This is a genomic window from Streptomyces sp. NPDC093089, from assembly GCF_044754405.1.
Taxonomy (GTDB): domain Bacteria; phylum Actinomycetota; class Actinomycetes; order Streptomycetales; family Streptomycetaceae; genus Streptomyces.
In genome coordinates, this window is record NZ_JBIVPA010000016.1 from 149055 (window position 1) to 173636 (window position 24582).

The 24582-nt window shown below is 72.9% G+C and carries 18 protein-coding genes; 2 read left to right on the forward strand and 16 right to left on the reverse strand.

Going from position 1 to position 24582, the window contains the following annotated elements; genetic code table 11:
- Positions 1 to 59 precede the first annotated feature (59 nt).
- The 9 genes from ACIQFX_RS32435 to ACIQFX_RS32475 form a co-directional block, all read right to left on the reverse strand.
- The gene (locus ACIQFX_RS32435) at positions 60 to 2393 is read right to left on the reverse strand and encodes a xanthine dehydrogenase family protein molybdopterin-binding subunit (protein WP_402470599.1); all 2334 of its coding nucleotides are present in this window, start codon (positions 2391 to 2393) and stop codon (positions 60 to 62) included.
- On the reverse strand, positions 2390 to 4093 hold the full coding sequence (locus ACIQFX_RS32440) for a 2Fe-2S iron-sulfur cluster-binding protein (protein WP_402470602.1): 1704 nt from the start codon (positions 4091 to 4093) through the stop codon (positions 2390 to 2392). The genes ACIQFX_RS32435 and ACIQFX_RS32440 overlap by 4 nt, the downstream gene beginning before the upstream one ends.
- Entirely contained in the window at positions 4090 to 4965 is an 876-nt protein-coding gene (locus ACIQFX_RS32445) for an FAD binding domain-containing protein (RefSeq protein WP_402470604.1), read from the reverse strand. The genes ACIQFX_RS32440 and ACIQFX_RS32445 overlap by 4 nt, the downstream gene beginning before the upstream one ends.
- 431 nt (positions 4966 to 5396) lie before the next feature.
- Positions 5397 to 7043, reverse strand: coding sequence for a beta-N-acetylhexosaminidase (locus ACIQFX_RS32450; protein WP_402470607.1), 1647 nt, complete (start codon positions 7041 to 7043; stop codon positions 5397 to 5399).
- Between the two features lie 4 nt (positions 7044 to 7047).
- Positions 7048 to 7908: a carbohydrate ABC transporter permease gene (locus ACIQFX_RS32455; protein WP_402470608.1), complete on the reverse strand. Its 861-nt coding sequence runs from the start codon at positions 7906 to 7908 to the stop codon at positions 7048 to 7050.
- A complete protein-coding gene (locus tag ACIQFX_RS32460) occupies positions 7905 to 8873 on the reverse strand; it encodes a carbohydrate ABC transporter permease (RefSeq protein ID WP_402470611.1) in 969 nt (322 codons plus the stop codon). The genes ACIQFX_RS32455 and ACIQFX_RS32460 overlap by 4 nt, the downstream gene beginning before the upstream one ends.
- A 5-nt stretch (positions 8874 to 8878) precedes the next feature.
- Positions 8879 to 10183, reverse strand: coding sequence for an extracellular solute-binding protein (locus ACIQFX_RS32465; protein WP_402470614.1), 1305 nt, complete (start codon positions 10181 to 10183; stop codon positions 8879 to 8881).
- Between the two features lie 303 nt (positions 10184 to 10486).
- Positions 10487 to 10774: a DUF3039 domain-containing protein gene (locus ACIQFX_RS32470; RefSeq protein WP_015033918.1), complete on the reverse strand. Its 288-nt coding sequence runs from the start codon at positions 10772 to 10774 to the stop codon at positions 10487 to 10489.
- Positions 10775 to 10803: 29 nt separating this feature from the next.
- Complete coding sequence (locus ACIQFX_RS32475; protein ID WP_376488040.1) at positions 10804 to 11364, reverse strand: YqgE/AlgH family protein; 561 nt, start codon at positions 11362 to 11364, stop codon at positions 10804 to 10806.
- A 290-nt stretch (positions 11365 to 11654) separates the two neighbouring features.
- Between ACIQFX_RS32475 and murA the strand changes: the two genes are divergently transcribed.
- The gene (murA, locus tag ACIQFX_RS32480; protein ID WP_376488039.1) at positions 11655 to 12995 is read left to right on the forward strand and encodes a UDP-N-acetylglucosamine 1-carboxyvinyltransferase; all 1341 of its coding nucleotides are present in this window, start codon (positions 11655 to 11657) and stop codon (positions 12993 to 12995) included.
- A gap of 131 nt (positions 12996 to 13126) precedes the next feature.
- Here murA and ACIQFX_RS32485 read toward each other — a convergent pair whose 3' ends face one another.
- The 7 genes from ACIQFX_RS32485 to ACIQFX_RS32515 all read right to left on the reverse strand — a co-directional run bounded on the left by ACIQFX_RS32485 (position 13127) and on the right by ACIQFX_RS32515 (position 23107).
- Entirely contained in the window at positions 13127 to 13408 is a 282-nt protein-coding gene (locus ACIQFX_RS32485) for an HU family DNA-binding protein (RefSeq protein WP_017237029.1), read from the reverse strand.
- A 322-nt stretch (positions 13409 to 13730) separates the two neighbouring features.
- Positions 13731 to 15161, reverse strand: a complete 1431-nt coding sequence (locus ACIQFX_RS32490) for an NAD-dependent malic enzyme (protein ID WP_402470617.1) — start codon at positions 15159 to 15161, stop codon at positions 13731 to 13733.
- Between the two features lie 404 nt (positions 15162 to 15565).
- The gene (locus tag ACIQFX_RS32495; RefSeq protein ID WP_402470620.1) at positions 15566 to 17896 is read right to left on the reverse strand and encodes a HelD family protein; all 2331 of its coding nucleotides are present in this window, start codon (positions 17894 to 17896) and stop codon (positions 15566 to 15568) included.
- A gap of 63 nt (positions 17897 to 17959) precedes the next feature.
- Positions 17960 to 18514, reverse strand: coding sequence for a GNAT family N-acetyltransferase (locus tag ACIQFX_RS32500; protein ID WP_402470622.1), 555 nt, complete (start codon positions 18512 to 18514; stop codon positions 17960 to 17962).
- Positions 18515 to 19276: 762 nt separating this feature from the next.
- Positions 19277 to 20413 carry a uroporphyrinogen-III synthase gene (locus ACIQFX_RS32505; RefSeq protein WP_402470625.1) on the reverse strand — a complete coding sequence of 379 codons (1137 nt, stop codon included), beginning with the start codon at positions 20411 to 20413 and terminating at the stop codon, positions 19277 to 19279.
- A gap of 84 nt (positions 20414 to 20497) precedes the next feature.
- Positions 20498 to 21853, reverse strand: a complete 1356-nt coding sequence (locus ACIQFX_RS32510) for a nitrate/nitrite transporter (protein ID WP_402470627.1) — start codon at positions 21851 to 21853, stop codon at positions 20498 to 20500.
- 183 nt (positions 21854 to 22036) lie between these two features.
- Complete coding sequence (locus ACIQFX_RS32515; protein WP_402470630.1) at positions 22037 to 23107, reverse strand: LysR family transcriptional regulator; 1071 nt, start codon at positions 23105 to 23107, stop codon at positions 22037 to 22039.
- 83 nt (positions 23108 to 23190) lie between these two features.
- Between ACIQFX_RS32515 and ACIQFX_RS32520 the strand changes: the two genes are divergently transcribed.
- A complete protein-coding gene (locus ACIQFX_RS32520; protein ID WP_402470633.1) occupies positions 23191 to 24582 on the forward strand; it encodes an MFS transporter in 1392 nt (463 codons plus the stop codon).

The window sequence follows — 24582 nt, forward strand, 5'->3', positions numbered from 1 at the left end:
TAGCCAGGAACGACGACAGCGCGCATCTCCCGGTTGCACAAGCAACGGACATCACATGGTTACGAATTGGGCACGGCGACGGCGGCTTGGGGGCGGATGGGGAGGCGGTTGACGGGGCGGCCGGTTGCGGCGCGTACGGCTGAGGCTACTGCGGCGGGTGAGGTGACGACAGGGACGGCGCTGACGGCTTTGGCGCCGAAGGGGGCGACGACGTCGCGTTCTTCGACGAGTTTCACGATGCGAATGTCCGGGGCGTCCAGGGATGTCGGGAGTGCGTAGCCGGTGAAGTCGGGGTGGCGGACGACGCCTCGGGCGGTGCGGAGGTTCTCGGTGAGGGCGGCGCCGACGCCCTGGGTGACGCCGGCTTCGATGCGGACGGCGAGTTGGGCGGGATTGAGGATGCGGCCGACGTCCTGGGCGACGGCCATCTCCACAACGCGTACGGCGCCGAGTTCGATGTCGACGTCGACGACGGCGCGGATCGCGCAGAAGGCGAGGCCGACGAAGGCGTCGCCCTGGCCGGCGTCGTCGAGGGGCTCGGTGGGGTGGGGGCGGCACTGGGCGGTGGCCCAGAGTTCCTTGCCGTCCATGGCCTCGGTGACGGTCGTCGAGAGGACGCCGTCGTAGGAGGTGATCTTGCCGTCGGTGATCTGGAGGAGCTCCGTCGACATGCCGAACTTGTGGGCCAGCGGCTGGAGAAGCTGGGTGCGGACCATCTTGGCGGCGCGTTCCACGGCACCGCCCGAGACCCAGGTGTGCCGGCCGTGGGCGGCCGGGCCGGCCGGCGGCTGGTCGGTGTCGACGGGGGCGACGTGGACCTCGTCGATGCCGAGGGTCTCCTGGACGATCTGGCGGGCGAGGGTGGAGAAGCCCGAGCCCGTGTCGACGGCCGAGCAGATGACGGTGGCGACGCCGTCCATGACGCGTACGGTCGCGGTGGACACCTCGTCGGTGCCCTCGGCGCCCAGCATGTGCACCATGCCGAGCGCGTAGCCCACGCCCCGTCGCACCGCGCCGGGTTCGCCCGCGCCCTCGGGGCCGCCGGGCAGCAGCCAGTCGTCCTCGGGGGTGTCCTTGGGCAGGGCGGGGAGCGGGAAGTCGCGTACGGCGGCGAGGAGTTCGGCCACGGGGGCCGGGCAGGTGACGGTCTGCCCGGTGGGCAGGATGTCGCCGGTCGCCATGACGTTCCGCATGCGCAACTCGGCCGGGTCCACGCCCAGTTTGGCCGCGAGTTTGTCCATCTGGGCCTCGTAGGCCGCGCACACCTGCATCGCGCCCTCGCCGCGGACGTGGCCGGACGGCGGGTTGTTCGTGCGGACCGCCCAGCCCTCGACGAAGGCGTGCGGGACGACGTACGGGCCGCAGGCGAAGGCGACGGCCGCCGCGAGCGACTCGGACGACGAGTCGGCGTACGCGCCCGCGTCGAGCAGGATCTGCGCCTCCACCTTCACCAGGCGTCCCTCCGCGTCCGCGTGGTGCCGGTAGCGCAGCAGGGTGGGGTGGCGGTGGGCGTGGCCGAGGAAGGACTCCTCGCGCGTAGCGGTGAGCTTGACCGGGCAGCCGGTCCGCAGGGCGAGCAGGCCCAGCGGGATCTGGAAGCCCGGGTCCTCGCGGTCGCCGGTGGCGCCGGGGACGCCGGTGACGACCAGCTTGACCTGCGCGGGCGGCAGCCCGAAGCAGGCGGCGGCCAGGTCCCGGTCGGTGTGCGGGTCGGTCGAGGCCGTGTAGAGCTCGACCCCTCCGTCGGGGCGGGGCACGGCGAGGCCGGCCTCCGCGCCGATCGGCGCCGGGTCCTGGCGCCCGATCCGGTACAGCCCCTCGACGACGACCTCGCCGGTCGCGTCGGGGTCGCCGAAGCGCAGCGGGATGTGCCGGATCAGGTTCCCGTCGGGGTGCAGCGCGTCCGCCGCGAACGCCTTCTCGGGGTCGGTCACCGGTTCGAGCACCTCGTACTCGACGGTGATCGCGGCGGCCGCGAGCCGGGCCGTGTCGGGGTGGTCGGCGGCGACGGCGGCGATGGCCTCGCCGTGGTGCCGGACCAGGTCGGAGGCGAAGACGGGCCGGTCGGCGACCCGTCGGCCGTAGGTCGCCGCGCCGGGCACGTCGGCGGCGGTCACGACGGCCCGTACGCCCGGCATGGCGGCGGCGGCCGCGGTGTCGACGGAGACGATCCGCGCGTGCGGGTGCGGGGACCGCAGGATCGCCGCCCAGAGCAGGCCCTCGGCCCACAGGTCGGAGGCGTACGGGAAAGTGCCCTCGGTCTTCGCGCGCGCCTCGGCCTGCGGGAGCGAGGTGCCGAGGCCGTGCGCGGCCGGTTCCTGGGCCGGGGCCTGGGCCCCGGGAGCGTCCAGGAGCGGGAGCGTGGGAATCGCGGTGGTCCCGTCGCTGCTCACGCCATGCCTCCGTCGTGCGGGTGGGGGATCTGGTGCGGGACGCGGATCTCGTCGGAGGCGTCGGCCGCGGTGGCCGCGGCGCTCGCCTCGCGCTCGGCGACGACGTCCCGTACGGCTTCGAGCACGCCCCGGTAGCCGGAGCAGCGGCACAGGTTGCCGGCGAGGGCCTGGCGCGTCTCCAGGTCGGTGGGGGCGTGGTTGCCCTCCAGGAGGTCGTGCACGGTCATGCACATGCCGGGGATGCAGAAGCCGCACTGGACCGTGCCGCACTTCGACATCGCCCGCTGCACGTCGGACGGCTCCCCGTCGACCGCGAGGCCCTCGACCGTCCGCACCTCGCTCCCGGCGGCGGTCGCCGCCGGCACCAGGCACGAGGCGACCAGCCGGCCGTCGACCTGCACGTTGCACGCGCCGCACTCGCCCTGCGAGCAGCCGTCCTTCGCCCCGGCCAGACCGAGCCGCTCGCGCAGCACGTAGAGCAGGGACTCGCCGATCCACGACCCGGTCACGGGCCGGTCGGCCCCGTTGACCCTCAGCGTGTACGAGGCGTGCGGGTGCTCCTCGCTGTCCGTGGACGCGTAGGCACTCGGAACGGTGACGGGCGCGGGAACGGGAGCAGGAACGGACGCCGGGGCGGATGCCTCGGCCGGGCCTTCACCGTGCCCGTCGGATGCGTCGGATACGTCGGACGCGGTGGACCCGTCGGGCCCGGCCTCGTCGTCGAGCCCGGCCGTGTCGTCGGGTACGGCCGTGTCGTCGGTCCCGTCGAGCGCGTCCGGGGAGTCGGAGACGTCGTCCCGGGCCTCGCCCTGAGTATCGTCCCGGGCCTCGTCCTGAGGCGCCGCCGTCTCCGCAGCCGTGCCCTCGGCGCCACCGGAGCCCTCGGCCCCGGCCTCGATCTCCACCTCGGCCTCGTCGGCAGCGGTCGCCGCCGCCGGCTCCTGCTGAAGCGCCCAGGGCGCCGGAGCGCCACCGGGAAGGGTCGCCGGTGCCTCGGCGTACGAGGGGGCCTCGGGGGTCTCCGCCGTCTCGACCGTCTCCGCCGTCTCAGGCAGGGCGGGGATCTCCCACTGGCCCGTTGCGCCGGGGTCGGTGGAGCCGGCGGAGTCGCCGGCGGGCGCGGTCACCTCGCCGAAGTGCCATTCGGCCGTGGCGTGCGGGTCCTGGTCGGCGTACTCGACGTGCTCGGCGCGGTCGGTGTACTCGGCCTGGTGGTCGGCGTACTCGACGTGCCCGGGCTGACCGCCGTACCCGCCCTGACCGCCGTACTCGGGCTGTCCGTCGTAGTCGGCCGGCGCCGGGTACGCGACCGGCCCGGCGTACTGGTCGGGGCCGGAGTACTGGTCGGATCCGGCGTACCGGTCGGGGCCGGCGTATTCCGGACGGCCGTCGTAGCCGGGCTGTCCGGGGTACTCGGGCTGGTCGAAGTACTGGGTCTGCTCGGCCTCGGTCGGGAGGTGCACGTTCCAGGTGCCGGTGGTGGCCGGGTCCGCGGTGGCCGGGGTGAGCGGCTGGAGCGGGGTGATCATCGGCGGTACGTAGCCGTGGCCGGGCGCTTCCAGGGGGACGCCGTCGAGCATGAAGTCGGGGGGCAGCTGGACGAACGCGGTGGCGTCGCCGTCGTACCCCTCGCTCTGCGGGATCGGCTCCCAGCCGCCCTCGTAGCCGCCCTGGCCCGTGGTCTGGTCGTCGGTGCTCACGACAGTGCCCTCCCCAGAGCGCGTCGGGCCAGCGCGGCGACGGTGCGCCGCAGGTGCAGTACGCCGGGGGGCAGCTGTTCGTCGCCCGGCGGGTCAGGGATGCAGGCGGCGGCGACGTACTCGCCGAAGGCCGCGAGCGCCTCGGGGGCGAGGCCCCGGTCGTTGTCCCAGTCGACGAGGGAGGCGATCCAGCGCTCGGCCTCCAGCGGGCGCAGCGGCATCGGGGCGACGGCGCCGACCGCGCAGCGCACGCCGCGCCGGGCCGGGTCGAGGACGACGGCGACGGAGGCGGTGGCGCGGGCCGGGCCGGTGCGACCGGTGGCCTTCAGGAAGACCTGGGGTGCGTGGAGCAGGGGCACGCGGACGAAGGCGACGAGTTCGCCGGGGGCGAGGAGGTCGCGGCCCGCGAGCAGGTGGGAGACGGGGATCTCGCGGCTGCCGAGCGGCCCGAGGACGACGAGGTCGGCCTCCAGGGCGGCGAGGACGGGCAGCGAGTCGCCGGTGGGCGCGGCGGTGACGACGTTGCCGCCGAGGGTGCCCGCGTTGCGGATCTGGGGCGGTCCAGCGGCGCGGGAGGCGGCGGCGAGGGCCGGGATGAGGGCGGCGAAGTCGGGGCGGCCCATCCGGGCGTGGGTGAGGCCGGCGCCGAGGAGGGCGTGGCCGTCCTGGTACTGCCAGCCGCGGATCTCGTTGATGCGGCTCAGGCCGACGAGGCCGGCGGGGCGGAGCTGGCCCCTGTTGACGGCGGCCATCAGGTCGGTGCCACCGGCGACGGGCACGGCGGCCGGCATGGCCGTGAGCGCCGCCACGGCCTCGTCGAGCGAGGCGGGCAGCGTCACGGACTGCGCCGTCTGTGGTGCGTGCGTGGTCAACCCGCTGCCCCTTCCCGGTGTCCCGGTGGTCCCCGACTGTGCCCGGCCGTCGCGCCTGCTGTCACGTCTGCTGTCGCGCCTGCGTGTGGGCGTACCGTACGTGCTCACACGCCGGACGTGGCAACTCTGGCACATCTTCCGAGCCGTCCGGCGCGAGGGTCCGCGAAGGACTGTTCCGTCCGGGACGCCCCTGGAGCGACGGTAACTTCCGTTTCGCCACTCTTGGGTGACGCGGGGACGTCGCGTCCCTCACACGTTCGACGTCGGGGCTCCCCGACGCCGACGGCTGGGGTCTCACACGTTCGGTGTCAGGGGCTCCCCGGCGTCGACGCCAGGGGTCTCACACGTTCGACGTCAGGGTTCGCGGGAGCCGACGCCAGGGGCCTCACACGTTCGACGTCAGGGCTCCCCGGCGTCGCCGGCAGGGGGTCTCACACGTTCGGGGGCGCCCCCTCGATCGGGCGGCCGAGGATGCCGGGGCGCTGCTGCCAGGGGTGGGGGCCGGCGGGCGGGCGGTAGTCGACGCCGAGGGCGTCGAGGCGCCGGTAGTGGGTGGTCATGCGGCGCTCGAAGCCGGCGTAGTCGCGCGCGTCCGGCGCGGGGAGCGCGGACCAGGCGACCTCGGCGAAGGCGGCGAGGCGGGGGAAGACCTGGTAGTCGACGCGGGCGCGGTTCTCCATCACCTCGGTCCACACGTTGGCCTGGGTTCCCAGGATGTGGGCGGCGGCCTCCGGCGGCAGGCCGGGCGGGACGGGCTCGAAGCGGTAGACGTCCTCCAGGGTGCGGACGAATCCGATGGGGACCGGTTCGTCCTCGCCCGGGGCCTGGCGGTGGTCCAGGTAGACCTGCTGTTCGGGGCACATGACGACGTCGTGGCCGGCGGTGGCGGCGGCGATGCCGCCGCCGTAGCCGCGCCAGGAGGAGACGGCCGCGCCGGGCGCGAGGCCGCCCTCCAGGATCTCGTCCCAGCCGATGAGGCGCCGTCCGCGGTCGGCGAGCCAGCGGTCGAAGTGGCGGATGAACCAGGACTGGAGCGCGTCCTCGTCGGCGAGGCCGAGTTCCTCGATGCGGGCCTGGGCGGCCGGGGAGGCCTTCCACTGGTCCTTGGGGCACTCGTCGCCGCCGACGTGGACGAAGGTGGACGGGAAGAGGTCGAGGACCTCCTCGAAGACGCCTTCGTAGAAGCGCAGGACGGTCTCGGTGGGGGCGAGGACGTTCGGGTTGACGCCCCAGGTGTCCCAGACGGTGAGGGCTGCGGTGTCGACGACGTCGGTGTTGCCGAGTTCGGGGTAGGCGGAGATCGCGGCCTGCGAGTGGCCGGGGAGGTCGATCTCGGGGACGACGGTGATGTGGCGCTCGGCGGCGTAGGCGACGATCTCCCGGATGTCGTCCTGGGTGTAGAAGCCGCCGTGGGGGGTCTCGGTCCAGAGCGGCGAGGCCCGGTGGCCCCATTTGGTGCGGGAGCGCCAGGAGCCGGCCTCGGTGAGCCGGGGGTGGCGCTTGATCTCGATGCGCCAGCCCTGGTCGTCGGTGAGGTGGAGGTGGAGGACGTTGAGCTTGTGGGCGGCGAGGAGGTCGAGCTGGCGCAGGACGCCGTCCTTGGGCGTGAAGTGCCGGGAGACGTCGAGGAGCAGGCCGCGCCAGCCGAAGCGGGGGGCGTCCTCGATCGTGGTGTACGGGAAGCCCCAGTCCGCGTCCCCGCGCACGGGCGCCTTGCGGTACGCGTCGGGGCCGAGGAGCTGGCGGAGGGTCTGGGCGGCCCAGAACACGCCGGCGGGGCCGCCGCCCTCGACGAGGACGGCGGTGTCCGCGGTCTCGGTGGAGAGGCGGTAGCCCTCGGGGCCGTACCGCCGCTCGACGTCCTCGCTGATCCGCAGCCGGATCGCGTGCGGGCCGGTGCCGTCGGCGAGCGGCAGTCCGGTGGCGGGGCCCAGTGCGGACCGCAGCCAGCGGGCGGTGGATGCGGTGCCGGGTCCGGCGTCGATCGTGGTCCGCTCGTCGAGCGGGAGGGAGCCGGGGGCGCCGCCCCGGTGCGCGACCGTCAGGGGTGCGGGGATCAGGTCCGTTTCGGAGGTCATCGCGTCAGTCCTTCACCGCCCCGCCCAGTCCGGAGACGAGGCGGCGCTGTACGAGTACGAAGAAGACGAGCACCGGGAGCGTCATCACGGTCGAGCCGGCCATGATGCCTCCCCAGTCGTTCTCGTCGGGTTTGAAGAAGACGAGCAGCGCCATGGGGAGGGTCGACTGCGAGGTGTCGCTGATGAGGAACGACTTCGCGAAGAGGAAGTCGTTCCAGGTCGAGATGAACGAGAAGACGCTGGTCGCGACCAGGCCGGGGAAGACCAGCGGGAAGAGGATCTGCCACAGGAACCGGGTGCGGCTCGCGCCGTCGATCTGGGCCTGCTCCTCCAGGGCCTCGGGGACGGCCTTGACGAAGCCGCGGAGCATCCAGATCGCGAACGGCAGGGAGAAGGCGATGTGCGGCAGGATCAGCGAGCCGAGGGTGTTGAGCTGTCCGAAGTCCCGCATGAGGAAGAACAGCGGGATGGTCAGCGCCTCGACCGGCACCATCTGGGCGACGAGGAACATGACCAGGAGCGTCGTCCGGAAGCGGAAGCGGAACCGGGTGACGGCCGTCGCCGCCAGGAAGGCGATCAGCGCGGAGGCGAGGACGACCGTGCCTGCCACGATCAGCGAGTTGAGGAAGTAGCGGCCGAAATCCTGCTGCTCGAAGACCCGCCGGAAGGAGTCGAGGGACGGGGAGAGCGTCCACGGCCGGGGGTCCGTCGACTGGATCTCGCCCGCCGGCTTGAAGGCCGAGAGGACCATCCAGTACAGCGGGAAGGCGACGGCGGCCGCCACGAGCAGGGTGACGGCCTCGGCGGCGAGCCGCCCGGGACGCCGGATGCGGAACGTGCGGGAGAGCGTGCGGGAGGGGGTCAAAGTTCTTCTCCCTGGCGTCGGAGCAGCCGCAGGTAGACGAGCGTCACGGCCAGCAGGACGAGCAGCATGACGACGCCGATCGCCGAGCCCAGGCTGTACTGGGAGGAGGCGAAGGCCTTCTGGTAGGCGTACACGTTGAGGACGAGGTTCTGGCCGGCGATGCCGCCGCCGTTGGTCATCACGTAGATCTGGGTGAAGAGCTTGAAGTCCCAGATGATCGACTGGATCGTGACGACGACCAGGATGGGCCGCAGCATCGGCGCGGTGACCGAGCGCCAGATCCGCCACTGCGAGGCGCCGTCGAGGGCGGCGGCCTCCAGGACCTCGGACGGGACGGCCTTGATGCCGGCGTAGACGGTGACCATCACGAACGGGAACGAGCACCAGACGACTTCGAGGAGGACGAGGGCGAAGGCGCTGTACCGCCCGTACGTCCAGGAGTGGTCGCCGAGTCCGAGCAGTCGGTTGACGGGGCCGAAGTCGGGGTCGAAGAGGAAGACCCAGACGGTGGAGCCGGTGATCGCGGGGGTCGCCCAGGCGCCGAGCGCGGCCAGCATCAGGATCAGCCGGGGCAGGGCACGCACGCGCGTGAGGAGGACCGCGAGGGCGCAGCCGACGGCGAGCGTGGTGACGACGCAGACGGCGGCGAAGACGACGGTGGTGAGGAGGACCTGCCGGAACTGGGGGTCGGCGAAGAGGGTCGTGTAGTTGCCGAACCCTTGGAAGGAGGTGGGTTCGCCGCCGCTGACCTGGGCCTGGGTGTACTCCAGGAAGGAGATCAGGCCGAGCTGGTAGACGGGGTAGACGAGGAGTCCGCCGAGGACGGCGAGGGCGGGCAGGAGGTAGAGCCAGGGGGTCCAGGGGCGGTGGCCGGCGCCGCGGGTGCGGCGCGCGGCGGGGGCGGTCCGGGTGGGCCGGGGCGTCGGGGCGGTGCCGGTGTGCTTCTCGGTGAGCTGGGTCGTCATGCGGCTCAGCCCGCCGGCGCGAAGGCCGCGTCCATCTTCTTCGCGGCGTCGTCGGCTGCCGACTTGACGTTCTTCCGGCCGCTGACGACCTCCTGGAACATCGTGGGGAGGACGAGGCCGGCGTCGATCTGGCCCCAGCCGGGGGACGCCGGGACGAACCGGGTGCCCGCGCCGAGGGTGTCGATGAAGGGCTTGACGAAGGGCTGGCGCCGGGCCGCGTCGGCGCGGACGTCGGTGTAGGTGGGCAGGAAGCCCATGGCGTCGAAGAGCTTGCCCTGGGTGTCCTTGCCGGTGAGGGACTTGAGGAGGTCGACGGCGAGGGTGCGGTGGGAGGTGCTCTTGAGGACGCCGACGTTGTTGCCGCCGGCGAAGGCGGGGGCGATCGAGCCGGGGGTGGTGCCGGGCAGCGGGACGACGGCGTACTTGCCCTTCACGGCGCCGGCTTCGACGGCGGCGTGGCTGAAGTCGCCGCCGATGGCCATGCCCGCCTTGCCCGCGGCGAAGGCGGTGACGGTCGCGTTGCCGCCCATCTGGGCGCACTTGGCGGCGGGGCAGTTGTCGTCGCCGAAGAGGGAGGTGTAGGTGGTGATGCCCTGGAGGGCGGCGGGGCTGTTGATCGCGGCCTTGTGGGCGTCGCCGTCCGCGGTGGCGAGTTCGCCGCCGGCGGACCAGACGAAGGGCATGGCGCCGTAGGTGTAGGCGCCGCCGACGGCTATGCCGTAGAGCTCGGGCCTGGCCTTGCGGATCTTCTTGGCGGTGGAGACGAGTTCGGCCTGGCTCTTGGGGGCGGTGAGGCCGAGTTCGCGGAAGACGTCGGTGCGGTAGTAGAGGGCGCGGACGCCGACGAAGAGGGGCGCGCCGTAGACCTTGCCGGCGACGGTGACGGACTGCCTGGCCGTGGGGTCGGTGTCCTTGGCCTCGTCCCAGGCGCCGAACTCGGCGGTGATGTCGGCGAGTCCGCCGTCCTTGACGTATCCGGCGGTGTCGGTGTTGCCGTACTCGATGAGGTCGGGGGCCGACTTGGGGTCGTTGAAGGCGGCCTTGACGCGCTGGGCGCGGGTTTCGACGGGGATGTACTCGACCTCGACCTTCGCGCCCTGGTTCCGCTTCTCGAAGGCGGCGACGGCCTGCTCGACGACCTGCTCCTTGGGCTTGTTGCTCACCTCCTGGAAGAGCCAGACGCGCAGGGTGCCGCTCTTGTCGTCCGCGCCGGCCTTGCCGGTCGAGGTCTGGGGGGCGCAGGCGGTGGCGGTGAGTCCGGCGAGCAGGAGCAGGGCGGCCGGGGTGGCGAGGCGGGCGGGCAACTTCATGACGGATCCCCTCCGGACGTGCACGTTGCAGCATGTGCAATGGGCGTTTCGTACTGCACAACACGCGTGAGGTTAGGCGCGGCCCCGGTGGGCCGACAAGAGGTCTCGACCACCTCAACCACTCCGTGACCGGCGAAAGCACCCTGCGCAACGGCCGCGCGGCCCGCGCCGCCCTCCGGAACCGGGAAAACCCGTCCCCCGGAACCGGGAAAGCCCGACCCCGGAACCGGGAAAAACGGAACGGCCCCCGTCGTACGCACCGAAGTACGTACGACGGGGGCCGTCCCCGACGTCAGGACCCGCTTACTTGTCCTTGCCGCCCTTGTCCTTGTCGCCGCCGCCGGCGCCCATGGAGTCGTAGATCTCCTTGCACATGGGGCAGACCGGGTACTTCTTGGGGTCGCGCCCCGGTACCCAGACCTTCCCGCACAGCGCGACGACGGGGGTGCCGTCGAGGGCGCTCGCCATGATCTTGTCCTTCTGGACGTAATGGGCGTAGCGCTCGTGGTCGCCGTCACCGTGGGACACCTGCGGCGTCGGCTCGACGAGGGTCCCCGTACCTGCCCCGCGCTCGGGCTCGAGAGTGCTCATAACCGCCAAGGGTACTGAAAGCCGGGGGGTCAGTTGAGGGACGGGTCGTCCGGGTAGGTCGCGATCATCGCGAGCTCGCCGCGCTGGCGGCGCAGCACCTGGCGCCAGAGGGTCTCGGGGTGCGGCGAGGAGACGTCGCCGGGTTCGGACTCGACCACGTACCAGGCTCCGTCGCCGAGCTCGGACTCCAGCTGGCCGGGGCCCCAGCCCGCGTACCCGGCGAAGATCCGGAGCGAGCCGAGCGCCGGGCCGAGCAGCTCGGGCGGGGTCTCCAGGTCGACCAGGCCGATCGCCCCGTACACCCGCCGCCAGCCGAGGGGGCCCTCGTCGCCGGGGATGACGGCGACGCCGAGCGCCGCGTCGAGGGAGACGGGGCCGCCCTGGAAGACGACGCCGGGTTCGCCGGCGAGCCCGGCCCAGGGGGCGAGGATGTCGGAGACGGTCACCGGCGTCGGCCGGTTGAGGACGACGCCGAGCGAGCCCTCGTCGTCGTGATCGAGCAGCAGGACGACCGCGCGGTCGAAGTTCGGGTCCGCCAGCGCGGGGGTGGCCACGAGCAGCCGTCCTGTGAGCGAGGACACCTCGGTCATGCGACACATGATCCCGCATGTTCGGCGTTCGCGGGGGTTGTCGGACGGGTTGCGGGGAAGGCGGCGGGGGTCGCGGCCCTGCGCCGCAGGTCGGGCGGGAGGGTGCGGGGGCTCCGGACCGCCCCGCAGGACCAAGCGGACGGTGACACTCCGCAAGATCACGGGAACGGAGGGTGCTGTGCCGAATTCATTACATCTGACAGACCCCCCGAGGCACCCGAACGGGGTCTCATGGCCCTTTACCCTTTTCACTGGCCACCCGACCGACCTCACTCCGGAACGCGAGATTCATGACCGGCACAGACGATGTCCTGCTTGTTCACGGCGGAACCCCGCTGGAGGGCGAGATCCGCGTCCGCGGCGCGAAGAACCTCGTGCCCAAGGCGATGGTCGCCGCACTGCTCGGCAGCGGCCCCAGCCGCCTGCGCAACGTGCCCGACATCCGTGACGTCCGCGTCGTCCGCGGGCTGCTCCAGCTGCACGGAGTGACGGTCCGCCCGGGCGAGGAGCCCGGCGAGCTCGTCCTCGACCCGACGCACGTCGAGTCCGCGAACGTCGCCGACATCGATGCCCACGCCGGCTCGTCCCGCATCCCGATCCTCTTCTGCGGCCCGCTGCTGCACCGCCTCGGCCACGCCTTCATCCCGGGCCTGGGCGGCTGCGACATCGGCGGCCGGCCCATCGACTTCCACTTCGACGTGCTGCGCCAGTTCGGCGCCACCATCGAGAAGCGCGAGGGCGGGCAGTACCTGGAGGCCCCGCAGCGCCTTCGCGGCTGCAAGATCCGCCTCCCGTACCCGTCGGTCGGTTCGACCGAGCAGGTGCTGCTGACGGCGGTGCTCGCCGAGGGCGTCACCGAGCTGTCGAACGCGGCCGTGGAGCCCGAGATCGAGGACCTGATCTGCGTCCTGCAGAAAATGGGCGCGATCATCTCCATGGACACCGACCGGACCATCCGGATCACCGGTGTCGACCGTCTCGACGGTTACACCCACCGGGCGCTCTCGGACCGCCTGGAGGCGGCCTCCTGGGCGTCCGCGGCGCTCGCGACCGAGGGCAACATCTACGTGCGCGGCGCCCAGCAGCGCTCGATGATGACCTTCCTCAACACGTACCGGAAGGTCGGCGGCGCCTTCGAGATCGACGACGAGGGCATCCGCTTCTGGCACCCGGGCGGCTCGCTCAACGCGATCCACCTGGAGACGGACGTGCACCCCGGCTTCCAGACCGACTGGCAGCAGCCGCTGGTCGTGGCGCTCACCCAGGCCTCCGGCCTCTCCATCGTCCACGAGACGGTGTACGAGTCCCGGCTCGGCTTCACCTCCGCGCTGAACCAGATGGGCGCGCACATCCAGCTGTACCGCGAGTGCCTCGGCGGCTCCGACTGCCGCTTCGGCCAGCGGAACTTCCTGCACTCGGCGGTCGTGTCCGGGCCGACCCGGCTCCAGGGCGCCGACCTGGTCATCCCCGACCTCCGCGGCGGCTTCTCGTACCTGATCGCGGCGCTCGCCGCCCAGGGCACCTCGCGGGTCCACGGCATCGACCTGATCAACCGCGGATACGAGAACTTCATGGAGAAGCTCGTCGAGCTCGGCGCCAAGGTCGAGCTGCCCGGCAGCGCACTGGTCTGACCGGCAGCGGGCCGAGTCGCCGGCCGGCCCGCTGTAAGGCGTCACGGCCCCTCACGGGCCCGTACAGGCGCAAACGAAAGGGCGGCCACCCCCTGACAGGGTGGCCGCCCTTCCTGCGCCTCTAGGCTGCCTTACTTGCCCTTGGCGGCTTCCTTGAGCTTCGAGCCCGCGGAGACCTTCACGCTGTAGCCGGCCGGGATGTTGATCGGGTCGCCGGTCTGCGGGTTACGAGCGGTGCGAGCGGCACGGTGGGTGCGCTCGAAGGTCAGGAAGCCGGGGATGGTGACCTTCTCGTCGCCCTTGGCGACGACCTCACCGACGGTCTCGGCGAGAGCGGCCAGCACGGCGTCGGCGTCCTTGCGGGTCACCTCGGCACGGTCGGCCAGGGCGGCCACCAGCTCACTGCGGTTCATGTTGTTACTCCCGTGTTCTTCTTGCCTGTGAGGCGTGCCACGCGGCGGAAGCCGCGTGATTGGGTACAGCGAAGCCGATGCTGCCAGGGCCTTCGGACAGTCCCCGGACCCGGGTCTAATGACAGACCCTCGCGCCCAAACACGCATCCTGCCCCCACCAGCGGCGGGAACGCCAATCCGGCACCCCCTGGGGTCACACGAAAAGCGCCAGAGCCCCGCCGTGGTGACGTTCTGTCGACTCCCGCCGACTCCGCGAAAGACACACGGAGCCGAAAAGCAACCCTAAAGGCGGGTTTACGGCTCCGCGAATCGCGACGCGCCGTCAGCGCCCGCTCGGCGCACCGCCCGCGGTCGCCGCCTTCGCCGCGGTGCGCACCGCGCCGGCGACCGCGCCCGCGACCTTGTCGTTGAAGACGGACGGGATGATGTAGTTCGGGTTCAGCTCGTCCTCGGTGACGACGTCGGCGAGGGCCGAGGCGGCCGCCAGCATCATCTCCGTGTTGACGGTACGGGACTGGGCGTCGAGCAGGCCGCGGAAGACACCGGGGAAGACCAGCACGTTGTTGATCTGGTTCGGGAAGTCCGAGCGGCCGGTGGCGACGACGGCGGCCGTCAGGCGCGCGGCGGCCGGGTCGACCTCCGGGTCGGGGTTCGCGAGCGCGAACACGATGGCGCCCGCCGCCATGGCGGCGACGTCCTCGGCGCCCAGCAGGTTCGGGGCCGAGACGCCGATGAAGACGTCCGCGCCGACGACGGCCTCCTTGAGGGTGCCGGTGACGCCCTCGGGGTTGGTGTTGTCGGCGATCCAGCGCAGCGGCGAGTCCGCCGGGGCGTCCACCAGGTCGGGGCGGTCCGCGTGCACGACGCCGTGGATGTCGGCGACGACGGCGTGCTTGACGCCCGCCGCGATCAGCAGCTTCAGGATGGCCGTACCGGCCGCGCCGGCACCGGACATGACGACCCGTACGTCGCCGATGCCCTTGCCGACCACGCGCAGCGCGTTGGTGAGGGCGGCGAGGACGACGATGGCCGTGCCGTGCTGGTCGTCGTGGAAGACGGGGATGTCGAGGGCCTCGCGCAGCCGGGCCTCGATCTCGAAGCAGCGCGGCGCGGAGATGTCCTCCAGGTTAATGCCCGCGAAGCCGGGGGCGATCGCCTTGACGATCGCGACGATCTCGTCGGTGTCCTGGGTGTCCAGGCAGAGCGGCCAGGCGTCGATGTCGGCGAAGCGCTTGAACAGGGCCGCCTTGCCCTCCATGACCGGCATCGCGGCCATCGGGCCGATGTTGCCGAGGCCGAGGACGGCGGAGCCGTCGGTGACGACCGCGACGGTGTTGCGCTTGATGGTGAGGCGGCGGGCGTCCTCGGGGTTCTCGGCGATGGCCATGCACACGCGGGCGACGCCCGGGGTGTAGATCATGGACAGGTCGTCACGGTTGCGGATGGGGTGCTTCGACGCCATCTCGATCTTGCCGCCGAGGTGCATCAGGAACGTACGGTCGGAGACCTTGCCGAGGACGACGCCCTCGATCGTGCGCAGCTGCTCGACGATCTCGTCGGCGTGCGCGGTGGAGGTCGCGGCGATGGTGACGTCGATGCGGAGCTTCTCGTGGCCGGAGGCGGTCACGTCGAGGCCGGTGACGGATCCGCCGTGGGACTCCACCGCCGTGGTGAGCTGGGAGACCGCGGTTCCGCTGGCGGGAACCTCCAGCCGGACCGTTATCGAGTACGAGACGCTGGGCGCCGTTGCCATGGCCGAGTTCCTCTGCTTTCCCTGAGCTTCGTTGCTACGCCGCCCCGGCTGGTTGCCTGGCGGCGCCCTCCGATGGTCGCACCTACCTGCCGGTAGCAGGTAATGCGGTCATTTTGTTTTCGGAAAGTAGTTTCCACCATACGAGAAGTCTTGAGGAAACAGAAGAGGTCCCCGTCACCAGTGGTGACGGGGACCTCGACTTCGTACATACGTCTAAGTGGCACCGACCCGCCATGCTCGCCTCGCGGCAAGTGGTCCCTCTGAGGGACGAAGGTTGGGCCCGGGGGCTTGGATCGAGCCGGTGCCACGACAAGGCTAACAAACCACCCTGGTCGGCGATTCCAGCGCCACAGGTTGACCTGAAATCGGCCCCGCGGTCTTGACCGGCCGTGGGGCCGCGCCGATCAGTCCCGCAGCAGGTCGGGGACGCCCGCGGCGTCCGGCACGTCACGGTCGCCCGAGAGCACCGTCAGGGCCTGCGTGGACCGGGTCAGGGCCACGTAGAGCACCCGCAGACCGGCCGGGGACTCGTCCGCGATCTCCGCGGGCGAGACGACCACCGTGGCGTCGTACTCCAGCCCCTTCGCCTCCAGGGAACCGAGCGCCACCACCCGGTCGCCCAGCTCGGCGAGCCAGCCGGCCGCCTCCCTGCGCCGGTTCATGGCGACGACGACACCGACCGTCCCCTCCACCCGCTCCAGGAGCAGCCGCGCCTCCGACCGTACGGTTTCGGCCAGATCCGCCTTCTCCGGGACCGCGACGAAGCGCGGCTCGACGCCCGTCGAACGGACCGCCCGCGGCGACTCCTTGCCCGGCATGGCCAGCGCGAGGACCTTCGCGGCGAGCTCGGCGATCTCGGCCGGGTTCCGGTAGTTCACGGTCAGCTCGAACCGGCGCCGCGGCCGGGTGCCGAGGGCCTCGTCCCGGGCCTCCGCCGCCTCGTCCGGGTCCGACCAGGAGGACTGCGCCGGGTCGCCCACGACCGTCCAGGTGGCGTGCCGGCCGCGCCGCCCGACCATCCGCCACTGCATCGGCGTCAGGTCCTGCGCCTCGTCGACGATCACGTGCGCGTACTCGGTGCGCTCCGCCGCCAGCCGCTCGGCCCGCTCGCGCTGCGTCTCCTCGCGCACGGGCATGAGCTCCTCCAGGCCCGTCAACTGGTCCAGCGGGTCGTACTCCCGCTTCTTGCGGGGCCGCGCCGGGGCGCCGACGAGGGTGTACAGCTCGTCGAGGAGGGCCACGTCGTGCACCGAGAGCTCCCGGCGGCGCAGCGAGCGGGCGAGCCGCCGCACCTCGCCGGGGTTCAGGATCCGGCGGGCCCAGCGGCCGAGCCGCCGCTCGTCTGCCATCGCGTCGAGGACCTGGCGCGGAGTGAGCTCCGGCCACCAGGCGTCGAGGAACGCCAGGAAGGAGTCCTCGGTGGAGACGTCCTCGTCGAAGGAGGAGCGCAGCTCCGCCGCGAGCTCGGGATCGCTGTGCCGGCCCGAGGCGCCCGACCTCGCGTACAGCGCGTCGAGGAGCAGGCGGCGGGCGCGCGGGCGCAGCAGGTTGACGGGGGCGGTGCCGCCGAGGACGTTGTGGCGGATCCGCCGCAGGTCCTCGGCCTCCAGCTCGATGCGGCGGCCGAAGGCCACCACACGCAGGCGTGTGGGCGTGCCGGCGGGCGCCTGCGCCTCGTCCTCGCCCAGCTCGGGCTGGTTCCTCGGCGCCGGGGTCTCCAGGGCGCCGCGGGCCGCCTTGCGCAGCACGTGGACCATGCGGGACGAGCCCTTGATCCGGGCCACGGCCGGCTCGTCGTACGCGGTGGCCTCGGCCCCGTCGACGAGCGACCCGACCGCGCGGATCGCGACCTGGCCCTCCTCGCCGAGCGAGGGCAGGACGCCCTCGGTGTACGAGACGAGGAGCGGGGTCGGCGAGACGATCAGGATGCCGCCCGCGTACCGCCGCCGGTCCTGGTAGAGCAGATAGGCGGCCCGGTGCAGCGCGACCGCCGTCTTCCCGGTGCCCGGCCCGCCCTCGACGTACGTGACGGAGGCCGCGGGCGCCCGGATGACCAGGTCCTGCTCGGCCTGGATGCTGGACACGATGTCCCGCATCGTGTGGCTGCGGGCCTGGCCGAGCGCGGCCATCAGGGCGCCGTCGCCGATGACCGGCAGCTCGTTCCCGTCGAGGGCGGCCCTGAGCTCCGGACGCATCAGGTCGTCCTCGACACCGAGCACCTGACGGCCCTTGGAGCGGATGACCCGGCGGCGCACGACCCGGCCCGGGTCGACCGGCGTCGACCGGTAGAAGGGCGCCGCGGCGGGCGCGCGCCAGTCGATCACCAGGGGCGCGTAGTCCGAGTCGAGGACGCCGATCCGCCCGATGTGCAGGGTCTCCCCGATGTCCGCGGTGTTGTCCGGGCGCACGGCGTCCTCGGCGGGCTCCACGGAGGTGTAGGCGCCGTCGGGGCCCTTCTTCCCGTCCTTGCCGTACAACAGGTCGATCCGGCCGAAGAGGAAGTCCTCGAACTCGTTGTTCAGCCGGTTGAGGTGGATGCCGGCGCGGAACACCTGGGCGTCGCGCTCGGCGAGGGCGCCGGGCGTGCCGACCTGGCCCCGCTGGGCGGCGTCGTTCATCAGGAACTCCGCCTCGTGGATCTTCTCCTCGAGGCGGCGGTAGACCTGATCCAGATGTTCCTGCTCGACACCGATCTCACGGTCCCTGACCGTGTCCACGGCTTCCTGCGCGGCCACCTAAGGCCCCCTTCTCACGTGCACTGGGCAGCCGTCGAGCGTACGCCACCGGGGGGCGCCGTGTCAGGCGCGATCATCCTCCACCGGAAGATCACCCGGAACCCCCGGCGGCGGGCCGTCGTGCAGCACCCGCTGGAAGAGGTGGTGGTCACGCCAGTCCCCGGCGATGTGCAGATACCGCGGCGCCGTCCCGATCCGCACGAACCCGCCCTTCTCCAGGACCCGTTGCGACGCGTGGTTGTCCAACATCGTGCACGCCTCGATCCGGTGCAGCCCCAGCTCCTCGCGGGCCGCCCGGCACACCTCGTCGACGAGCGCCGACGCCACGCCGCGGCCCGTGTACGCCTCGTCCACCCAGTACCCCAGCGACGCGCTGCAGAACGGGCCCCGCACGATCCCCGACAGGATCGCCGCGCCCACGATCCGCTCGCCGTCCACGGCGAACCAGCGCACTCCCCCGTCCGCCAGCCGCTCCGCCTGCGCCTCCGCCGTGTAGTACCCCTCCGCCCGGTACGGCTCCCTGGGCGCCATGTACCGCCGGTTCCTCACCAACGCCGCCGCAAGCTCCCCGGCGTCCCCCGCCCCACCCGCCCGAACCTCAACCCCCACCACACCCATCCCCCTACGCTAACCCCCGCCACGCCCCGCGCCTCCCTGCCGGCCCGCACCCGCCGCCCCCGCGCGCCATACGCGGCAGCCCGTCACCCACCGCCACGTGGGCCCGCACCCACGCCCTCCGGTCGGCCCGCCACCGTGTGGGCCTGCGCCCGCGCCCTGGCCTGGCCCACCTCCGTGTGGGCCGCGCCCGCACCCACGCGCCGTCCGCCGGCCCGCCGCCGTGTGGGCCGCGCCCGCCACCCTGGCCCGCCGCCGTGTGGGCCTGCACGCCACCCTGGCCCGCCGCCGTGTGGGCCTGCACGCCGGCAGCCGGGCCACCCTCCGTGTGGGCGATCGTCCCGCTGGGGCGGGACGGGTGGGCACACGGGACGGCGCCCTCGGCGGCGCCTCCGCCCCCTGGGCCTGGACCCGCACCGATACGGCGCCGTACAGCGAGTGCGGGTTCGGGCGCGGAAGCCTGGGCCCGGCAACGGGCGCCGTCCGTTGTGCCCACCCTCCCCCAGACTCCGTCCGGGGGGACCCCCACGCCCCTGGCGGACGATTGCCCACAACGCGGGTGGACCGGAGCGCGCCGTCCGATGCGCCACAACGAGGTGGGCCAGGCCCGGCCGGGCCGGACAGGGGTGCGGCGGCCGTTGCACCACAACGAGGTGGGCCAAGCCAGGCCGGGCCGCACAGGGGTGCGGCGGCCGTTGGGCCGCAACGGGATGGGCCGGACCGGGCGAGGGTGCGGCGTCCGTTGGGGTCGGAACAGGCGCGGGGTCAGCCGTCGTATTTCTCTTCGGCGGCGGCGTCGAGGGCCAGCCGATAGCCCCGCTTGACGACGGTCTGGATGAGCTTGGGCGTACCGAGCGCGGTACGGAGACGAGCCATCGCGGTCTCGACGGCGTGCTCGTCCCGCCCGGCACCGGGAAGCGCGCGGAGGAGGTCGGCGCGGGAGACGACCCAGCCGGGCCGGCGGGCGAGGAGGTCGAGGAGGGCCATGCCGGCGGGCGGGACGGGCCGGAGCGCGCCGTCGACGAGGACGGCGTGGCCGCGGACCTCGATGCGGTGCCCGGCGACGGGCAGGACGCGGGAACGGCCGGGGAGTTCGCGGCAGAGGAGTTGGACGAGGGGGCCGAGCCGGAACCGTTCGGGCTGGTGGGTGTCGATGGCCTCGGCCTGGAGCGGGAGCGCGGTCACGGGGCCGACGCAGACGGCGAGGACGTCGTGTCGGAGCGCCTCGACGAGTTCGTCCCGTACGCCCTTCTCGTCGGCGCGGGCGAGCAGCGAGACGGCGGCGGGGGCGCTGGTGAAGGTCACGGCGTCGAGACTGCGGGCGAGGGTCGCCTCGAGGAGCCGGTCGAGGGGGCCGGTGTCCTCCGGGGCCATCCAGCGGTAGACGGGGACGCCGACGACCTCGGCGCCGCCGGCGGTGAGGGACTCGACGAAGCCGGGGAGGGGTTCGCCGTGCAGTTGGAGGGCGATGCGGCGGCCCGCGACGCCTTCGGCGAGGAGCCGTTCGAGGACCTCCGCCATGGATTCGGAGGAGGGCGACCAGGACTCGGTGAGTCCGGCGGCCCGGACGGCGCCCTTGACCTTGGGGCCGCGGGCGAGGAGTTCGACGTCCCGCAGGACGGTGAGGAGTTCCTCGCCGTGTCCCCAGCCCTCGGCGGCTTCGACCCAGCCCCGGAAGCCGATCGCCGTGGTGGCGACGACGACGTCCGGGGTGTGGTCGATGATCTCCTTGGTGGCGGCGAGGAGTTCGGTGTCGTCCGCGAGGGGCACGATCCGCAGTGCGGGTCCGTGGACGACGGCCGCGCCGCGTCGGCGCAGCAGCGCGATGAGTTCGTCCGCGCGCCGCGCCGCGGTGACGCCGACGGTGAAGCCGGCGAGGGGGCCGTGTTCTTGCTCGTCCATGGGTCCAGAGCCTGACGGGGACGCGTGACGGATGAGGTTCGCCCGTATTTCCTGGTCGTTACGGTCCGCGCCGGGCATCGGGGGTCACACCTCGGCGTATCCGGGCCGGGGCTCCGGTTCCGTGACGGCCTCGGCGGTCTCGGGCACGGGCGAGGGGTTGCGAAGGTATACCGCCCAGGTGACGGCCATGCAGGCCCCGTAGAAGGCGAGGAAGGCGACGAAGGCCCCCGTGCCGGTGCCGGCGGTCTGGAAGGACTGGCGGAAGGCGAGGTTGATGCCGAGCCCGCCGAGTGCGCCGACGGCGCCGATGAGGCCCATGGAGGCGCCGGAGAGCCGGCGTCCGTAGGCTTCGGCGGTCTCGCCGGAGAGGCCCTTGCGGTGTCCCTGGGCGAGGAAGATCGCCGGGATCATCTTGTAGGTGGAGCCGTTGCCGAGGCCGCTGAGGACGAAGAGTCCGATGAAGCCGACGAGGAAGACGGCGAGGGACTCGATGACGGAGGCGTAGATCACCACGCCGGTGGCGGCGGCCATCGCCGCGAAGGTCCACAGGGTGATGCGGGCGCCGCCGTGCCGGTCGGCGAGGGAGCCGCCGACGGGCCGGATGAGGGAGCCGAGGAGCGGGCCGATGAAGGTGAGGGACGCGGCCTGGAGCGGGGTGCGGCCGAACTGGGTCTGGAGCACGAGGCCGAAGGCGAAGCTGTAGCCGATGAAGGAGCCGAAGGTGCCGACGTACAGGAAGGCCATGATCCAGGTGTGGCGGGCCGTGACGGCTTCCTTGACGGCGCCGGTGTCGTTCTTGACGGGCGCGAGGTTGTCCATGAAGAGCGCGGAGCAGACGGTGGCGACGACGACCAGCGGCAGGTAGACGCCGAGCACGATCCTGGGGTGCATGGCTCCGGCGGTGCCGATGACGAGGAGCCCGACGAGCTGGACGACGGGGACGCCGATGTTGCCGCCGCCGGCGTTGAGGCCGAGCGCCCAGCCCTTCTTGCGCAGCGGGAAGAAGGCGTTGATGTTGGTCATCGAGGAGGCGAAGTTGCCGCCGCCGACGCCGGTGAGCGCGGCCACCAGGACGAAGGTGGTGTACGAGGTGCCGGGCTCCATCACCGCGAACGCGAAGCCGATGGGCAGCAGGAGCAGCAGGGCGCTGAAGATCGTCCAGTTGCGGCCGCCGAAGCGGGCGACGGCGAAGGTGTACGGGATCCGGATCAGCGCGCCGACGAAGGTGGCGGTGCCGATGAGGAAGAACTTGCCCGCGGGGTCGATGCCGTACTGCGGTCCCATGAAGAGCACCATCACGGACCAGAGGCTCCATACGGAGAAGCCGATGTGCTCGGAGAAGACGGAGAAGATCAGGTTCCGCCGTGCGATCCTCTCCCCCTTCTCGCGCCAGAAGTTCTCGTCCTCCGGCTCCCACCGTTCGATCCAACGGCCGCCCATGTCGCACCTCCACGGTGTCGAGTCCTGAGGCGTCCACAGCCCCGGTCCTCCTGTCTCCGACGCTAGGGATACCGCGTTTCAGGCCGGTGCCGCGAGGTGACGGGTGCGGAACCTTGCTCTCACCCGGAGCGCGGGCCCCCTGTGAGCGCCCCCGCATTCTGGACCCGGCCCGCTCCCGGTCCGCTACCGGCCCACTCCCGGCTCGCTCCCGGCCCGCTCGAGTGGCGCCGGACCCGCCGGGCGCGCCCGCTCACCCGAGCGGGACCCGCCCGGCGCGGGCAGGCCCGGCTCGTCCACTGGCAGGCCCGGCTCGTCCGCGGGCAGCCAGGAGGCGGGCGGGCGCGCCTGCCAGCCCTCCCGGGCGCCGATCTCGGCGGCGGCGGTCCGCAGGGCGTCGAGGCCGGGGTGGCGCAGTCCCTTGCGCCACACCAGGCTCACGGGTGACAGGGGTACGGGGTCGACGAGCGGTCGCAGGACGCAGTCCGGCATGTGCGGGAAGTCGACGACGACGAGGACCGGGTGGCGGTTCTTGGCCATGACGCGCCGGAACTCCTCGTGGCCGACGGCGAGCGGCGCGGGCGGGGAGAGTTCGATGCCGCGGCCGGCGAAGAGGCGGGCGGCGAGGTCGGTCCACTCGGGGGTGCGGTCGTTCCCCGCGCCCGCGTAGACCCGTTCGCCGGCGAGGGCGGCGAGCGGCACCTCGGGCAGGTCGGCGAGCGGATGGTCGTCGGGGAGCAGGACGGCCATCGGCTCGTACCGGACGAACTGGGCGTCGAGCCGCGTCCTGAGCCCGGCGTCGAGGCCTCCGTACCGGCCGAAGGACGTGTCGAGGCGGCCGGCGAGGATCTCGCGGACGGCGCCGGTGAGTCCGCTCTCGAAGCGGGCCATCAGCTCCTGCTCGGGGGCGAGTTCGCGGGCCCGGCGCAGGATGCGCTCCTGGACGAGACCGGGGGTGTTGAGGTCGACGAGCAGGGGCCGGTGCGCGGACCGGAAGGCGTCGCGGAGTTCGTCGTGGGCGGCCGACACCCGCCGCGCGTAGGGGAGGAGGCGTTCGCCCTCGGGCGTGAGCGCGACCTGCCGGGTGGTCCGTACGAACAGCTCGGCGCCCAACTCGCGCTCCAGGCGGCGGATGTCGCGGCTCAGGGCCTGCTGGGCGACGTAGAGGCGGGCGGCGGCGCGGGTGAAGTGCAGCTCCTCGGCGACGGCGGTGAACGCGCGCAGCAGTCGGGGGTCGATGTCGGACGAGGGGGCCATCACCGCATTCAACAACACAGGTGCGTGAATGGCCACTGATCAGGTGTTGGACCGCTCCGGCCGGCCCCCGCGAACCTGGGTGCATGCCGCGACCGGACCTCACCCTCACCCCGGCGGGCCCGGCCCCCCCCCCCCGCTACCGCGCCCACCCGACCGAACGACCCCACGACCGCGCCCACCCGACCGAACGACCCCACGACCGCGCCCACCCGACCGAACGACCCCGCTACCGCAACCGCAACCGCACCCACCCGGCCGATCCGCCCCACGGCGCCCCCCGCTGCCCGCCGTCGAGGGCCCCCCTCCCCCGCAACCCCTACCTCCGCCTGTTCGCGATCCCCGGGGCCCGCGCCTTCACCGCGGGGAACATGGCCGCCCGGCTGCCCATGGGCATGTTCGGCATCAGCGCCGTGATCATGGTCGCGGCGCGCTACGACTCGTACGCCCTGGCCGGCGCGGTCACCGCCACGGCCCTGGGCGCCGGAGCGGTGACCGGCCCGTGGATCGCCCGGCTGATCGACCGGTACGGCCAGGCCCGGGTCGCGGTCCCCGCGGCGGTCCACGCGGTCCTCGGCCGCGTGCTGCTGGTCCTCTGCGTCCACGAGCGGGCGCCCGCCTGGACGCTCTTCGCCGTCACCGCGCTCACCGCCACCCTGCCGAACACGGGCGGGATGTCGCGGGCCCGCTGGGCCCACCTGCTCCGGGGCGACCCGGAGTCCCTGCACACCGCCAACTCCTTCGAGCAGGCCGCCGACGAACTCTGCTTCATGCTCGGCCCGGTCCTCGCCGCGCTCCTCTGCTCGGCCCTCTTCCCGGAGGCGGGCACCCTCGTCGCCGCCGTCCTCTGCCTCGCCGGGATCCTGCTCTTCACCGCCCAGCGCGCCACCGAACCGCCGGTCGTCCCGCGCACCTCCCACGGCTCTCCGCTGCGCGCCCCCGGCATGGCTCCGCTCCTCGCGGTGTTCCTCGCCACCGGGGCGGTCTTCGGCGCGATGGAGGTGGTGGCCCTCGCGTACGTGGACGGCCCCCTCGCCGGTCCCGTCCTGGCGCTCCAGGCCGCCGGCTCCTGCGCGGCGGGCCTGGTCTACGGCCGTGCCCGCCGCACCGCCCGCCTCCCCGCGTGCCTGGCCGCGATGACCGTCCTCATGACCGCGCCACTGCTCGCCGCCGCGACCGGCTCCCTCCCGGCGCTCGCCGCCGGCCTCCTCGTCGCGGGCATGGCCACCGCCCCGACCATGGTCACCGGCATGGGCCTCGTCCAGCGCCTCACCCCGGAGTCGCAGCTCAACGAAGGCATGACCCTCGCGGTCACCGCGCTCCTCGCCGGGGTCTCCGCCGGCTCCGCCGCCGGCGGCTGGTCGGCCGACCACTCCCCCTTCCCCGCCTTCGGCTTCCTCCTCCCCCCGGCCGCGGCCCTCCTCGCCCTCGCCCTGTGCGCGGCGACCGGCACCGGCCGCCGCACCACCCGCGCCTGA

Excerpts from the sequence above, each read along its gene's own strand:
- ACIQFX_RS32500 (WP_402470622.1), bottom strand. The coding sequence starts at position 18,514 with ATGGGTGTGGTGGGGGTTGAGGTTCGGGCGGGTGGGGCGGGGGACGCC.
- ACIQFX_RS32505 (WP_402470625.1), bottom strand. The coding sequence starts at position 20,413 with ATGGACGAGCAAGAACACGGCCCCCTCGCCGGCTTCACCGTCGGCGTC.
- ACIQFX_RS32515 (WP_402470630.1), bottom strand. The coding sequence starts at position 23,107 with ATGGCCCCCTCGTCCGACATCGACCCCCGACTGCTGCGCGCGTTCACC.
- ACIQFX_RS32510 (WP_402470627.1), bottom strand. The coding sequence starts at position 21,853 with ATGGGCGGCCGTTGGATCGAACGGTGGGAGCCGGAGGACGAGAACTTC.
- ACIQFX_RS32450 (WP_402470607.1), bottom strand. The coding sequence starts at position 7,043 with ATGACCTCCGAAACGGACCTGATCCCCGCACCCCTGACGGTCGCGCAC.
- ACIQFX_RS32490 (WP_402470617.1), bottom strand. The coding sequence starts at position 15,161 with ATGGCAACGGCGCCCAGCGTCTCGTACTCGATAACGGTCCGGCTGGAG.
- ACIQFX_RS32470 (WP_015033918.1), bottom strand. The coding sequence starts at position 10,774 with ATGAGCACTCTCGAGCCCGAGCGCGGGGCAGGTACGGGGACCCTCGTC.
- ACIQFX_RS32460 (WP_402470611.1), bottom strand. The coding sequence starts at position 8,873 with ATGACGACCCAGCTCACCGAGAAGCACACCGGCACCGCCCCGACGCCC.
- ACIQFX_RS32465 (WP_402470614.1), bottom strand. The coding sequence starts at position 10,183 with ATGAAGTTGCCCGCCCGCCTCGCCACCCCGGCCGCCCTGCTCCTGCTC.
- murA (WP_376488039.1), top strand. The coding sequence starts at position 11,655 with ATGACCGGCACAGACGATGTCCTGCTTGTTCACGGCGGAACCCCGCTG.
- ACIQFX_RS32520 (WP_402470633.1), top strand. The coding sequence starts at position 23,191 with ATGCCGCGACCGGACCTCACCCTCACCCCGGCGGGCCCGGCCCCCCCC.
- ACIQFX_RS32485 (WP_017237029.1), bottom strand. The coding sequence starts at position 13,408 with ATGAACCGCAGTGAGCTGGTGGCCGCCCTGGCCGACCGTGCCGAGGTG.
- ACIQFX_RS32475 (WP_376488040.1), bottom strand. The coding sequence starts at position 11,364 with ATGACCGAGGTGTCCTCGCTCACAGGACGGCTGCTCGTGGCCACCCCC.